Here is a 14,039-nt window from a genome sequence, read left to right as displayed (position 1 = left end):
TCCTCAACATTTAATAGCTGCGTTTTTGCCATTCTTCACTCGCAAACTCAGGCTTTATGTCTTTACCTTTCTCAGGAGAGATTTTTATATTATCCAGGTACCAGCCTCTGCCGTTGACGGTTGCATCGGTTTTATAGCGGAAGCGAATAAGCTTAGTATCTGCAGGAAGCTCAGCTTTAACCGTGCTCCAGCTTTCGCTGTTTCCGGTAAAAGATTTGACTTCAGTCCAATTTGTGCCGTCTGCTGAGATTTCCAGATAGCCATAATCGCTGTTTTCCTCAATCCGGTGCCAGGTTTCAAAAGAGAGAACCGCCTGTGAATGCAGATCGACTTCAGCTGTCAGGCTTTTTTCTGTATTATCGCCATAGCCCGAGAACCAGGCCGGCTGCTTGCCAGGGATGCTGACCGGAATGCTGTCTGCCACCTGTCTTGCAAATGCCCTTCTTGCTCCATTCGTTGAAACGGTGTTCCTTGTCGGATGGACCCGGTTGGTCAGCAGGATGGCAATGGTGTCATTTTTCTGGGAGATGACAACTGAAGTGCCTGTGTAGCCTGTGTGGCTGAGTGAATCTTTATCTGTCAGCGCATCGCCGAGCCAGCCCTGGTTCAGCTCCCAGCCTAGTCCGTGGTCATCGCCTGGAAACTGCGGGATCTGATTTTCCGTAAGAGTCCTGACTGTTTCTTTTTTCAGGATGCGCTTTCCGCCATAGGTACCTTCATTTACATACATATGTGCAAACTTCGCCAGGTCTCCAGCTGTGGAAAAGACACCGGCATGACCGGCGACGCCATCAAGCGACCAGGCATTTTCATCATGAACCTCTCCCCAGACAAGGCCGCGCCCAAGGGCAGGCTGATATTCAGTGGCTGCTATCCTGTCCTTCAGACTTTCGGGAGGGTTATACATGGTATCCTTCATGCCAAGAGGCTTGGTAATATGGTCTCTCACATATTCATCCAGGCGCTTGCCTGACAGTTTTTCAATAAGGGCTCCGAGGGCAATCATGTTGAGGTCGCTGTATGTATAAGTGCTCCCCGGTTCATTGGCAAGCGGATATTGCAGAGCGATTGAGATACGGTCTTCGCGGCTGTTCCCTTGTGAATAGAGAGGAATCCAAGCCGTGAATCCAGAAGTATGGGTCATCAGCTGCCTGATGGTCACCTCTTCCTTGCCGCCGGCTGCAAACTCAGGCAGATAATCAGCCACCGGATCATCAAGATTGAAGAGGCCTTTTTCATACAGCTGCATCGCGGCTGTTGTTGTAAAGATTTTGCTGATGGAAGCAAGGTCAAAGATGGTGTCCTTCGCCATGGAGATAGGCTGATCGGCTTCTGTCAATCCGTCATCTTTGTACTGATAAGCCATGCCATAGGCTTCATGCTTGACGATATGGCCGCGCCGGGCCACAAGCGCCACTGCACCGGGCATCACCCTGGAATCAATCATCTCCTCCATGATTCCATCGATTTCATTGAGCGGGCCTTCAACCATGCCTGCACCCCTGGCAGATCCCGGATGAAGCACCGGCGATGATTTTCCCGGATGATCCCATGGAAATGGAACAGGAGGCATAAACTTTGAAGAACTCATTTCCGGATCCCCCGCTTTTTCTTTTGCTTCAGGACTGTCGCTTGCCATAACTGCAGGAGCCACAGCGCTTAGGCTCAGGATGGCAGCCAATGTCACTTTCACAGACTTATTCTTCATCTTATTCCTCCTTTTATCATCTCTGAACACGAACCGGACTTTCTCCTTCCCTCCCCTTAATTTAAAAATTCAAATAATTACATCTTTAGGTTAGCGAAATAAGTGTATAGATGTCTATACCAAAGAGGACCTAGTCAATGCTGATTCGATGTCAGAACTGTGACTTTAAGCATGGACAGATAGGAGGATTTGTTCGACAAAATTGCAGGTTAAAGAGCGCCGGTGCGGCTCTTAATAAAGCAGGACACCTTACCTGCTGCACTATTTCAAAAAAACACGCCCCTGTTTGTCAGGGACGTGATCAGCTTCTAATTTTCTAGCCTTTTATTTCAAGCAGTTTTTGACGCAGTTCATTTTCCATGGAAGCCAGGTCACTTTCAGCCTGGCGCCGCTTATTGCGGCCCTCCTCCTGGATGCGGAGTGTTTCTTCCAGGGTGGAGATGAGGTTTTCCTGGGTTTTCTTGAGCGTTTCAATGTCAACTAGGCCGCGCTCATTTTCCTTGGCAGTTTCAATGGTATTGGTTTTCAGCATTTCCGCGTTTTTCAAGAGCAGCTCGTTTGTTGTTTTTGAGACCTGCTTCTGGGCTTCAACCGCATGGCGCTGACGGATAAGGGTCAGGGCAATCGCCACCTGGTTTTTCCACAAAGGAATGGCGGTGTTGATGGATGCCTGGATTTTTTCGACAAGGGCCTGGTTGGTGTTTTGGATCAGGCGGATCTGCGGGGCGGATTGGATCGTAATTTCCCGGCTCAGCTTCAGATCGTAAAGCCTCTTGTCCAGCCTGTCCGCAAACTGAAGCATATCATTGACTTCCTGAAACTTCATCTGGTCGCCTGATGCCTCCGCTTCCTTCCTCAACTGCGGGATTGTCTGCTCATGAAGCTCCTCGAGCTTGATCTCGCCCGCTGCAATATAGACATTGAGCGCATGGAAATATTCCTTGTTCGTATCATATAATTTCTCCAGCATATGGATGTCGGATAAAAGGACATTTTTGCTGCGGTCCAGCTTTACGCTGATCCGGTCAATCTGCGCTCCTGTTTTTTGATATTTGGAGAGGATCTCCTGGACAGAATCGGAGATTTTTCCGAACATGCGTGAAAACAGCGACTGCTTGCCCTGCTTCAGTTCATCCGGATTCATATCATTGAGGCGCTTCATCAGGTCATTGATGATATCACCGACCTCTCCGATATCCTTTTTCTGGACATGCTCGAGCATGCTGTGCGAGAAGGTGAGCAGCTTCGTCTGCGCCTGAGTCCCATAAGCAATCATGGCCTGGTGGTTGCGCGGGTCGATCTGCTCGGCAATCTGATAAGCCCGGGCGCGGTTTTCCTCCGGGATCACGTCTATGAGCTTCACCGGTTTCTCTTCTTTCGCTAGCTCCAGGGCAGGTCCGCCATTCATGTCGCCGAACGGGTCGGCAAGGATATCATCCATTAGACTGCTCGTCTTTTTCGTTAATGATGGATTTTGTTCGCTCATTTCAGCCTCCTGCTTTCTTCAGGTAATCGATTTTCCTTCCACGTTTTAATCGAGTTTTTTGCCACGTCTATTTCAAAATTAAGATTATCAATATCATCGGAAATCACTTCGTACAAATCCTTCTCAACCGTCTGGGAGAGTTCATTGATGGTCCTTCGGGTTTCCAGCAGCGACTGGTCGATTTCAAGGTTCTTCTTCGGCTGGGTGGAAAGGAAAACATATTTCTCGGTCATTTCCACCAGAGAATCAAGATGGGAAAAATAAAACCGCTCCGCCTGGTAAAAACGCTTCGGCTCTTTCTTCGTCAGCCTGTAAATCTTCCGTGTGATCCTCATCAGTTCAATCCGCTGCTTCAAAGAAGGAAGATGGCGGATCGCAAACAATGATTTGTGCAGGCGGGAAATTTTCTTTTTCCCTTCTGCAAGGTTTGTCTTGATATACTTGTATTCCCTCCGCGTCAGCCCGTGCTTCCTGAGGAAACGGACACGCCCGATCTGGAATGCGGCCAGATATACTAACGCAGCTGCTCCGCCAGCTATCAGCCCGGATAAGAAAAACGTCTGGTCAAATCCGAAATAGCTGACCGTCCAGACCGACCCGGCGAACGGGACAGCCAGTACTGTGCCTATAAGAAACGAAACAATCCGGTTCATTTGTATCGACTCCTGACATAAAATCCTGCTTTATCTACTCATACGGTTTAAGACAGAATAGGTTTCACCCAATCTTTCCCACTGACAGAAAAAGTAAGATTATCTTATTTAATTCAACAATACACGATAAAACTCCTCTTTTCCATAGACCAGGACTGTAAATAGGGGTAGGGCTAGAGGCGTAGACGGTGACACCTTTCTCCAGAAAAATGCTGACTTCGTCGAAAAGCTTTTGCGCATAAAAAAAGTGTTAAACCAAAAGATTTAACACTACAGGCATATTATGTATAGTCAACCGCTGTCCCTTGTTAATTATCTCCCTGCTCTTCACTGTGGGCTGAGCTCCAATATAGGTGAGTGCCATTGATGAAGCTATGGATTTCCTCTATTGAAATCCCGCTGCTCTTTGCTTCTAAGATCAATTCAAGCCAATCCCTATCAACCTTTTCCGGCAACCCCATCTCAACTTCTCCTATTTGCGGCAGCCCGGCCGTCATAGCTTTTATAAAACCTTAGACCCGCGGCTTTGCGCCCTTACTTTTCAATAAGTTTGCATTTCACAAAATGTATAGCTGGGTATTTCTACCCGTATGATGGATGAGGCTAAACCTTTTTCAAACAACAATTAATGACAGGCACCCGCCGAAAATTGTCGAACTTCTGCAGAAGAAACCTTTAACTTCCCGTCTGCCTTCCGGCTGTTTAAGAGCCTGTCACTAATTCTTAAAACTTGAACGCAAGGAGTTGTTTCCTCTTGTTTTCGAGTTTGTTTTTGAGTTCCTGATAGTTTTTGGTTTGCTGATCAAGGCTTTCTTTCCGTTTTTCCAGCATTCGCTGGACTTCCACAGGACTGGGTCCGCCCTGGATGCTTCGGATTTTGACGAAGTATTCCGGTGAGATGATTTTTTTCCACTCTTCTTCTTTGAGGGCCACTGAAACGAAGCCGGAAATCATTTCATTGATTTGGTCGATTTTCCATTCATACAGCTCCTTGCCTTCCTTTACGGTCCTTTTGCTGATATAGCTGGCGATGGAGTGGGCCTTGCGGAAGGAGATGCTGTAATCCCTTGATAAGGTGTCAGCCAGTTCGGTTATGGTGATGCATGACCGGTTTGCCATTTCCTCTGCATGGTCTTTGTTGACCTTGAGCGTCCGTATAACGGCATGCATCAGCTTCATGACCCTGTTGGCATTGCCAAAGGAGCGGTACAGATGTGGCTGGAGGTCATCTTCTGTATCGACGATGTCACCGAACGGAGTGTTGTGAACCATATTCATCGCAGCCAGGGCGTCCCCATAGGCACTGCTCGCGATTGATCGGGAATGTTCAATGCTGACTGGATTCCGTTTCTGCGGCATGATACTGCTGCACTGGACATAAGGATCGGCTACGTAAAAGGTGCCGAACTCCCTTGTCACATGCTGAAGGAAATCCTGTATCCACCGTCCGGTATTGACCATGCAGGTCATCAGAGCAGATGCCGTTTCCAGCAGATAGTCGGCGCCGCCAATGCAGTCATAGGAATTTTCGATTAGTCCATTGAAACCTAAGAGCTCACAGGTCCGTTTCCTGGAAATCGGAAAGCCGGTTGTTGTCAGGGCTGCAGCTCCCAGGGCAGAACGGTTCACTGTCTCATAGGCAGACCAAAGCCTGTCAATATCCCGCTGCAGAATATCATAGACGGCCAGCAAATAATGCCCAAGGGTGGTCGGCTGGGCCGGCTGGGTATGCGTGTAGGCGGTCATATATGTTTCCTTGTGTTCCTCTGCCTGATCAAGCAGAGCATCGCCCAGCTGATAAGCACTGCCGAGCAGCTGGATAAAATGCTTGCGGAGGACGAGCCGGTACATGGCAATTCCCATATCATTGCGGCTTCTGCCAATATGGATCTTCCCGGCGAGCTCGGGACCGATCTCCTCGCCTATTTTCGCCTCCATCATGAAAAACAGATCCTCGAATTGCGGTTCATAAAGAAGGGTGCCAATATCAGTCGTCTCTGCGACCAGATTGATTCCGGCCAGCATCACCTCCGCTTCTCCTTTATCAATAATCCCCTGCTCAGCCAGCATGATGACATGGGCGCGGTGGATGTCGAACATCACCTGGAATAAATAGTCCCGCTGGTCATTGAATACCGGCATCAGCAGTTCTTCGATATACGTTTTGCCTGGGAAAGAGGTGCCTTCACTCTGGATAAACGCTTCAAGCTTATTCATCATTTCAACTCCAATTTTTTAAGACAATGATTGTTCTGCCTTCACTCCAAAGAATCTATTGGAAATGAACAGAACTATGGCAATCAGGGCAATTTGAATCATTCCGTAAGCAGCGGCCTGCCCCATGTTGAACATCCGCAGCTGGTTCATGATTTCAATGGATATCGGGCGGTTGGAAATGGTATATAACAGCACTGAGGTCGGGAATTCCCCTACCGACTCTACAAAGGCAAGCAATGTACCGGCAAGGACACCTGGCATGATGATTGGCAGGATCACCTTGCGGAAAGTATAAAACCATTTGGCGCCAAGGCTCCGCGATGCCTCCTCAATGGAGTCATCAAGCTGCTCCAATACCGCGTTCGTCGACCGGACGACAAGCGGGATATGCCTGATAAAATAAGCCAGAGGCAGAATCCAGAACGTTCCGACGAGGATGTTTCCGAAAGAAAAGATATTCGGTTCATTAAACGCAAACACCAGATTCATTCCGATAACAGTTGCCGGAAGCGCCCATGGGATCATCACAAGAATATCTACCAAGTTTTTCCCGTAGAACTTTCTTTTAACCAGCACATAGGATGTCAGGACACCGAATACAAGATTTCCGGCTGTTGCAATCACTGATAAGAGCAAGCTGTTTTGCAGCGGCTTGAAGATGTTCGGATCCTGGAACAGAAGGCGGTAATTTTCAAAGTTGAATACAGAAGGATAGGTCTGCCATGTCCAGGTCCCATCCGGCACGAGCGACAGCAGCAGGATCGTGAAATGGGGCAGCAGCAAGATAATAACGCCGATAATGCCTGCTGCCACAAGCAGCCACTTCATGACCGGGTTCTTCACTTCACTCCTGTGGGCCCCGATTCCTTTTGATGCCATCCGGTAATCCTTTCTGTTCTGGTACCAGCGCATAAATAGCAGGAACGAGATTGAAACAATCGATAGAATGACAGATTGTGTTGCAGCCACTTCCATATCGCCATTAATTTTAGAAAAATAGATTTGCAGACTCAGCACCCGGAAGCCCCCTGCCAGGAGGAATGGCGCACTGAAGGAAGCCATGGAAATCATAAACACAAGCAGTGACGCCGCTACGATGGCTGGCGTGAGCAGCGGAAAGGTGACCTTCCAGAACACTTTTACGCGGCTTGCTCCGAGATTATAAGCTGCCTCCTCGAGGGAAGGGTCGATTTTATTGATGGCAGAGGAGACGGTCATATAAAAGTAAACATACATCGTATAAGCATGGACAATCAGGATGCCGGAAACCCCTCCAATTTTAAAGGGCACATCCTTCAATCCGAGAAGGTCCTTTATGGCATTGGGCACGAGCCCTGATTCCCCGTATAAAAACATGAATGCCATAACACCGACAAGGGAAGGCAGCACGATGGGCATGATGGCAGCTGTCGAGAAAAAGCTCCGCCCCGGGAAATCGTAGCGGTTAAAAATGAATGCCAGCGGAATTCCGATCAGGGCGCTGACCAGCACGCTCAAGAGAGATATATAAACAGAATTCCATAAGGCTTCCAAATTTGTTTTGGACTCCTGTGTAAAGAAATCCTCATAGTTTGCAAAAGTAAAAGATCCATTCAGCTGCAAGCTTTCCATTAAAGTCCTTATTGACGGATATAAGACATAGGCAATAAGCACAAGCAATACAGGTATGAGAAGCAGGATTGTGAATCTCGTATCACGGTTTTTGATCATACATCATCACCGGCTTTAGGAATGATTCTGATTTGTTCTGCCGGGAGCTCCATCCATATTTCCTTTCCAGGCTGATAGCTTGCTGACAAACGGTTGTTAAGGACATTGGCGGTCAGCAGGAAGCCTTCTGCTTCAATTGTGAGATGGATGACAGAACCGAGGAACTCGACCTCTTTGATGCTCCCTTTTAAAATATTGAGACCTTCAGAAAGCTGGTCATGGATACGTATGGCCTCTGGCCGGATGGATAAGGCAACTTCCCCGCTGTATGCAGGATTATAGTTAAACCTTGTATTTGCGGCTTCTAATTTTTTGCTGTCTCCAATGGTAATATGGACGGTATTTTCATCTGCTTTGTCTACAACAGCAGGCAGCAAATTGATTTCCCCGATGAAGCTGGCCACAAAATCATTGGCCGGTTCATTATAGATTTCAGCTGGCGTCCCAACCTGATGGCACACGCCAAAATTGAAAACGGCGATGCGGTTGCTCATTGACAGGGCCTCTGCCTGGTCATGCGTGACATATATGGTGGTAATATTGTATTCCTTCTGCAGCCTCAGGATCTCGCTCCTCATTTCATCCCGGAGCTTAGCATCGAGATTGCTCAATGGTTCATCCAACAGCAGGATCTCCGGTTCAATGACAAGGGCCCGGGCAAGGGCAACGCGCTGCTGCTGGCCACCGCTCAGCTGGCTTACTTGACGTTCCGCGTATTTTTCCAGCCGCACCTTCTGGAGAACCTCCTGGACACGCTTCTTCACTTCGGCAGAAGACATCTTCCGCACCCGAAGGCCGAAAGCAACATTTTCAAACACTGTCATATGAGGAAAAAGGGCATAGTTTTGAAAAACCATGCCCGTATTTCTTTTTTCAGGAGGTACACGCGTCATATCTTTATCCCCAAAACGGATGACGCCCTTAGTCGGATAATAAAATCCGGCAATCATGCGCAATGTCGTCGTTTTCCCGCATCCGCTCGGGCCGAGGAAGGTAAAGAATTCACCATCCTGTATTTCGAGGTCAAGATGATCGACTGCGACTACCTTTCCAAAGGCTTTTTGGACTTTATCTATGTTTATCGACGCCATACCTTACACTTCCTTATTCTTTAATTTCTTTCTCTCCGCTCTTGATGTTTTCATCCCAATGCTTCATCCAGGCATCACTTTGCTCCTGGAATACCTTCCAGTCTATGTCCATGCTCTTAATCTCTGTTTCTGTGATCCACTCAGGCAGTCCTTCAATATCATTGCGGGTAGGGATCCGGTAGAATTCCTCTGCCAGGATCTTGGCTGCTTCAGGTGTATTGACAAATTCATAAAATGCCTCAGCTGCCTTTGGGTGCGGTGCATCGTTTACAACAGCAATCCCTTCGGTCAGAACCGGTGTACCGCTTTCCGGCACAATGAATTCAAATGGATAGTTTTTATTTTCCTTCAGCATAACAACATCCGGCATTGCCCAGACAGACAGGGAACCTTCTCCTTTTGCCACCTTGTTGTACATCATTTCCGGATTGGCTGCATACTCCTTCGTATTGGCATCAAGCTTCTCAAGCCACTCATAGCCGGCAGCTGTATCGCCTGAATCCTTGAAATCACGGTAGATCATAGCAGAAAAAATGGTCCTCATCGTTCCTGAAGCAAGCGGATAGCGGATGATGATTTCGTCCTTCCATTTAGGATCGAGAAGCTCATCCCAGTCTTTTGGCGCTTCATCCGCAGACAGCTCCTTGCTGTTGTACATGATGACCTCCGGCGTCTGGCTTGTGCCTGACCAATTCCAGTCCGGATCATGGAAGCCTTCATCAAGGCTGGCTGCATAAGATGGCTCATAAGGCGCCAGCAGCCCCTCATCTTTTGCCTGGTCGAAGTTCACTGAAGGCGCCCCCCACCAGACATCTGCCTGTGGATTATTTTTCTCAGAACGCACCCGGTCAAGGATTTCCTGGGAGCCCATGTCCAGCCATTCCATATCAATCCCGTATTTCTCTTCGAATTGCGTCTCGAATTTTGAGAGGATATCCTTCCCATGCGGAGAATAGACAACAATTTTTCCCTCAAGGTCCTTGCCCTCCCCGGAAGGCTTTTCTGAACTGGATCCCTGCTCCGATCCGCTGCAGGCGGACATCAGCAGGCTCGCTGAAAGAGTCAGAGCTGTAATTATGGATACCTTTTTCTTGTTTTGCATTGCATTTCCCCCTCTTTTTTTAATAACTGACCATACTGTCATGCTCCCGCAAAAATAGTGAAACAGCTCCAAGGACACCAGCGCTTTCGCCCAAATGGGCTGTTTTCAGCTCCACTGAGCTGGGCAAATACTGGTTCACTATTTCACGCACCCTGGGTAAAATATAATCTGCTGATTTCAGCACACCACCTCCCAAAATGATGGCTTCCGGGTTCAGCAGGCTGGCTGCATTCACTACCCCGTAGGCCAAATGTTCAATTGCCTGGTCCACAACTGTTTTGGCTGCTTCGTCCCCTTTTTTGGCAAGGATAAAAGCCGTTTCGCCTGATAGCTCTGTTTCCTTGGCCTGTTCATGGTGCGGATGATCGGGATTTTTCCGTACCAATTCTGTCAGCCTTTTGCCAATCGACATGCCGCCTGCCACGCTTTCCAGATAGCCGTAGCGGTGGAAGATTGGCTTGAATTCATTTTTCATATCATTTTTGTCTGTTACTATATAGCCCATTTCTCCTGCTGCACCGGATGCTCCTCTGTAAAGCTGATTATTAATGATAATGCCGCTTCCGATTCCAGTGCCGACGGCCATGAAAAGGACATTCTTCTTATTCCTGGCATTGCCGAGCCATTGCTCCCCAACCGCCGCTGCATTGACATCATTGTCCACGTGGATGGGGAAGGGAAAATACCGCTTCGCTTCTGTAATGAATGGATAGCGGACCCAGTTGAGGCTTGGGGCTTCGAATACGACGCCGGTCTCAGTATCAGTGATTCCGGGCACTCCGGCTCCAAGGCCCAGTATCTGATCCTGTTTGATGCCGCTTTTTTGCAGCATGCAATCCACTTCTTTAGCAATTTGCTTCAATAGGCTGCTTTCCAGATACTGAGCTGTTTTAAAGCTGCTTGTATTAATGATATTTCCGCTTAAATCACATATGACGGTTTTCACCTTTGTACCGCCAATATCCGTCCCGATTACATATGCTGCTTTCTCGTTGAAAAACAGCTGGATCGGGCGACGCCCCCCTTGTGAAGATGCCTCGCCGATTCCCTTTTCTTCAATCCAGTTTTCCTGCAGCAGTTCATCAACTAAGAGCGATACGGTTGGTTTGCTTAATTGCAGCTTCGCAGCGATTTCCGCCCTTGAGATAGGAGAACTTTCCTGGATGCAGCGCAGGACGTTTTTCTTATTGGTTTGTTTCATGTACATCGCTGTTCCATTTACCTTCATCAAATCACGGCCTTAATTTTTTTAGTTAGTAAATTTAACTAATTAACATAAACTATAAATCATGAAGGAAGCGTTTTCAACATTTAATTCAAAATTTTATAAATATTTTAATTATTCCTAGGTCAAAAGTAATTTTCTGAATAGACAGATATTTACTTCAAGAGGCGAATATGATATTCATTAACTAAGGTTATGCTGTCTACAGTTAGTTAGGTGGACTTACTAACCTAGTGATCTACATGGGGAGGAGGATTTGTGTTTTCACAATCGTTAACAATGAAAATGAAAGGGGTTGCATGAATTGAGAAAATGTTGGATGGGTTTGCTGTCTTTATTGCTCGTTCTATCACTCGCGCCAATAGCCGGTTCTGCTTCAGAAACCGCAGCCAAACATGATAAGGATTTATGGAGCGCTGTAAAACCTCTGGAAACAACCGTTTCATTTTTGAACATTGGGGCCCACCCTGATGATGAGCGCAGTGACTTTCTTGCCTATCTGTCACGCGGACTTGGAGTAAAGACTTCAAGCCTGATCGCCAACCGCGGGGAAGGCGGGCAGAATGAAATCGGAAATGAGCTTGGAAATGCCCTCGGGATTATCCGGTCGCGGGAAATGATCGAAGCAGCCAAGATTACCGGAGTGAAAGCCTATCATCTCAGTGAAACCACCTCAGACCCCATCTATGACTTCGGCTTCTCCAAAACTCCGGAAGAAACACTTGAAAAATGGGGAGAAGATCTGACATACGAAAGACTGATCCGCTTTATCCGTACTTACCAGCCTGATATCCTCATGCCATCCTTCAGAAATGACCATACACAGCATGGCCATCACAGGGCCATGGAAATTTTAAGCGAAAGGGCCTTCAAGGATGCAGCGGACCCTAAGGTTTATCCAAAGCAGCTTAAGGAAGGGCTTCATGTCTGGCAGGTCAAGAAGCTTTATCTCCCTGCCGAATCAAAGGAAACTGCCGATGCTTCCATTGAAATCGGCATGTATGACCCAGTTTATGCTATGACCTATCCTCAGCTTGGCGAGGAATCCCGCTATATGCATAAAAGCCAGGGAATGGGCAACGATATCCCTGCTGCCCCAAGGCAGACAAATCTTGAGCTGCTGGATTCCGCGGTTGATACAGGCGGCAGCTCAGATCTTTTCGCAGGTGTTCCATATGATTTCAAGGAGTGGGCAGCCCAGCTTCCTAAAAAAGAAAAAGCTCTTCAAGTGCATTATGTTCAGCTGCAGAAAGAGCTTGATGCAATCATTGCCTCCTATCCGGATGCAGAACATATTTTTTCAAAAACACAAAAGGCTTTAAAAGCTGTCAGAAGCCTGGAGAAGAAAACCGGCAAGGCAAAATTGGACAGCAGCCTGAAGGCAGATCTTCTGCATAAGCTTCAAGTGAAGGAAGAACAGCTGCAGGAGCTCAGCTTTGAGGCTTCCGGACTGGAAGCAGACATTTCTGCAGATTCTTCTCTCCTGGTAAAGGGACAGAAATTCAATGTGAAGGTTACCCTTCGCAATAAAGGTGCAGCAGCCCTGGAAAAAGCCTCTGTGGTGCTCAACCTTCCTAAAGGCTGGAAATCTGAAGGCAGCGGAAAAGCAGCCAGCCTTGCTCGCGGGGCCTCAGCCACATTCAACTTTAAGGCTGAAGTGCCAAAGGACGCCGATTATTACCACGCTTATCAGGAGGACAGCATCACCGCCTCGATTTCTTATAAAAGCAAAGGCTCGGCTGTAGAACAGGTGAAAGGACTTGAGGAAACTGCTGCGGTTCTCCCGGATATTGCTCTGACTTTATCCCCCGAGGACATTATTGTAAATACATCCGACGTCCAAGAAGAAATACCAGTAGAGGTTAAAGTGAAAAATTACCGTCCAGGAAAAGCAGAGGCCTCTGTAGCTTTAAATGTGCCTAAAGGCTGGACTGTAACCCCAAAAGCAGCGAAGGTCAGCTTCTCAAAGCAGGCGGAGGAAAAAGCCGTACAATTTACCTTGTCTCCTCCTTCTAATATCAAGGCCGGGGATTTCTCCATTGAAGCCACAGCCAAATCAGGCGGCAAGGAATTCTCATCAGCCATCCAGGAAATCAGCTATGACCATATCGGAAACTTCTATTATCAGTATGATGCTAAAGTGAATGGCGTTGCCTTTGAGCTCCTCAAGCCGGAAGGGCTGAAGGTAGGCTATATCGACAGCGGCTTTGATAAAGTGGCCGATTATTTAACCAATGCCGGCTTTGATATCACTCAGCTGTCGGAGGCCGATCTGGCTTCTGGTGACTTGAGCAAATATGACACGATTGTTGTCGGCATCCGCGCCTATCTGTCGCGTGAAGATTTAAAGGCCAATAATGAGAGGCTTCATAAGTACGTAGAGGACGGCGGACATCTGGTGGTTCAGTATCACAAGCCAAACGACGGATGGGATTCTGAAGCAACTGCTCCTTTCCCGTTAACGATTGGAAACCCATCCATTGAGTGGCGGGTGACTGATGAGGATGCCAAGGTGGAAATGCTGCAGCCGGAATCTCCGCTGTTCAACTATCCAAACAAAATCACTGATGCCGACTGGGATGGATGGGTGCAGGAACGGGGACTGTATTTCCCGATGAAATGGGATGATCAGTATGAGACCTTTGTCCGTATGGCCGATCCGAACGAAGAAGCATTTGACGGCGGCATCCTGATGGCTAAGCATGGCAAAGGCACCTATCTGTATTCGAGCCTTGTCTTTTACCGTCAGATCCAGGGCCAGGTGCCTGGAGGGTATAGAATCTTCGCCAACCTGATCAGCTATGGAGCTGACCACCAGGAATAGAAAAAGAGAGTGAAGGGATGTAT

At 47.8% G+C, this 14,039-nt stretch carries 10 protein-coding genes and 1 riboswitch; of the genes, 1 reads left to right on the top strand and 9 read right to left on the bottom strand.

The window, feature by feature from the left end:
• Nucleotides 1–10 precede the first annotated feature (10 nt).
• From ABU165_RS06985 to ABU165_RS06945, 9 genes are all read right to left on the bottom strand, one after another.
• Nucleotides 11–1,708: a serine hydrolase domain-containing protein gene (locus ABU165_RS06985; RefSeq protein WP_022544419.1), complete on the bottom strand. Its 1,698-nt coding sequence runs from the start codon at nt 1,706–1,708 to the stop codon at nt 11–13.
• Nucleotides 1,709–2,024: 316 nt separating this feature from the next.
• Entirely contained in the window at nt 2,025–3,194 is a 1,170-nt protein-coding gene (locus ABU165_RS06980; RefSeq protein WP_094768623.1) for a toxic anion resistance protein, read from the bottom strand.
• Complete coding sequence (locus ABU165_RS06975; protein ID WP_094768624.1) at nt 3,191–3,847, bottom strand: 5-bromo-4-chloroindolyl phosphate hydrolysis family protein; 657 nt, start codon at nt 3,845–3,847, stop codon at nt 3,191–3,193. Before ABU165_RS06975 ends, ABU165_RS06980 begins: the two co-directional genes overlap by 4 nt.
• 308 nt (nt 3,848–4,155) lie before the next feature.
• Nucleotides 4,156–4,308: an anti-repressor SinI family protein gene (locus ABU165_RS06970; protein WP_101549236.1), complete on the bottom strand. Its 153-nt coding sequence runs from the start codon at nt 4,306–4,308 to the stop codon at nt 4,156–4,158.
• 16 nt (nt 4,309–4,324) lie between these two features.
• A riboswitch (cyclic di-GMP riboswitch) is annotated at nt 4,325–4,412 on the bottom strand.
• Nucleotides 4,413–4,570: 158 nt separating this feature from the next.
• Entirely contained in the window at nt 4,571–6,064 is a 1,494-nt protein-coding gene (argH, locus tag ABU165_RS06965; RefSeq protein WP_353762627.1) for an argininosuccinate lyase, read from the bottom strand.
• Nucleotides 6,065–6,082: 18 nt separating this feature from the next.
• Entirely contained in the window at nt 6,083–7,774 is a 1,692-nt protein-coding gene (locus ABU165_RS06960; protein ID WP_318059896.1) for an ABC transporter permease, read from the bottom strand.
• Nucleotides 7,771–8,865 carry an ABC transporter ATP-binding protein gene (locus tag ABU165_RS06955; protein WP_318059895.1) on the bottom strand — a complete coding sequence of 365 codons (1,095 nt, stop codon included), beginning with the start codon at nt 8,863–8,865 and terminating at the stop codon, nt 7,771–7,773. The genes ABU165_RS06960 and ABU165_RS06955 overlap by 4 nt, the downstream gene beginning before the upstream one ends.
• A 13-nt stretch (nt 8,866–8,878) precedes the next feature.
• The gene (locus tag ABU165_RS06950) at nt 8,879–9,967 is read right to left on the bottom strand and encodes an extracellular solute-binding protein (protein ID WP_094768628.1); all 1,089 of its coding nucleotides are present in this window, start codon (nt 9,965–9,967) and stop codon (nt 8,879–8,881) included.
• A 19-nt stretch (nt 9,968–9,986) separates the two neighbouring features.
• Nucleotides 9,987–11,195, bottom strand: a complete 1,209-nt coding sequence (locus tag ABU165_RS06945) for an ROK family transcriptional regulator (protein WP_318059894.1) — start codon at nt 11,193–11,195, stop codon at nt 9,987–9,989.
• A 301-nt stretch (nt 11,196–11,496) separates the two neighbouring features.
• Here ABU165_RS06945 and ABU165_RS06940 point away from each other — a divergent pair, with 301 nt between their 5' ends.
• The gene (locus ABU165_RS06940; protein ID WP_318059893.1) at nt 11,497–14,016 is read left to right on the top strand and encodes an NEW3 domain-containing protein; all 2,520 of its coding nucleotides are present in this window, start codon (nt 11,497–11,499) and stop codon (nt 14,014–14,016) included.
• Nucleotides 14,017–14,039 lie beyond the last annotated feature (23 nt).

It is taken from the genome of Cytobacillus sp. T106, from assembly GCF_040492155.1.
In the GTDB taxonomy this organism is placed as follows: Bacteria; Bacillota; Bacilli; order Bacillales; family Cytobacillaceae; genus Bacillus_AB; species Bacillus_AB infantis.
The sequence above is the reverse complement of the archived record's forward strand: the minus strand, read 5'-3'. Positions and strand labels throughout refer to the sequence as shown.

Bases quoted from the DNA above. Each gene is read 5' to 3' on its own strand.
- ABU165_RS06955 (WP_318059895.1), bottom strand. From the start codon at position 8,865: ATGGCGTCGATAAACATAGATAAAGTCCAAAAAGCCTTTGGAAAGGTA.
- ABU165_RS06945 (WP_318059894.1), bottom strand. From the start codon at position 11,195: ATGAAGGTAAATGGAACAGCGATGTACATGAAACAAACCAATAAGAAA.
- ABU165_RS06980 (WP_094768623.1), bottom strand. From the start codon at position 3,194: ATGAGCGAACAAAATCCATCATTAACGAAAAAGACGAGCAGTCTAATG.
- argH (WP_353762627.1), bottom strand. From the start codon at position 6,064: ATGAATAAGCTTGAAGCGTTTATCCAGAGTGAAGGCACCTCTTTCCCA.
- ABU165_RS06985 (WP_022544419.1), bottom strand. From the start codon at position 1,708: ATGAAGAATAAGTCTGTGAAAGTGACATTGGCTGCCATCCTGAGCCTA.
- ABU165_RS06970 (WP_101549236.1), bottom strand. From the start codon at position 4,308: ATGGGGTTGCCGGAAAAGGTTGATAGGGATTGGCTTGAATTGATCTTA.
- ABU165_RS06960 (WP_318059896.1), bottom strand. From the start codon at position 7,774: ATGATCAAAAACCGTGATACGAGATTCACAATCCTGCTTCTCATACCT.
- ABU165_RS06950 (WP_094768628.1), bottom strand. From the start codon at position 9,967: ATGCAAAACAAGAAAAAGGTATCCATAATTACAGCTCTGACTCTTTCA.
- ABU165_RS06975 (WP_094768624.1), bottom strand. From the start codon at position 3,847: ATGAACCGGATTGTTTCGTTTCTTATAGGCACAGTACTGGCTGTCCCG.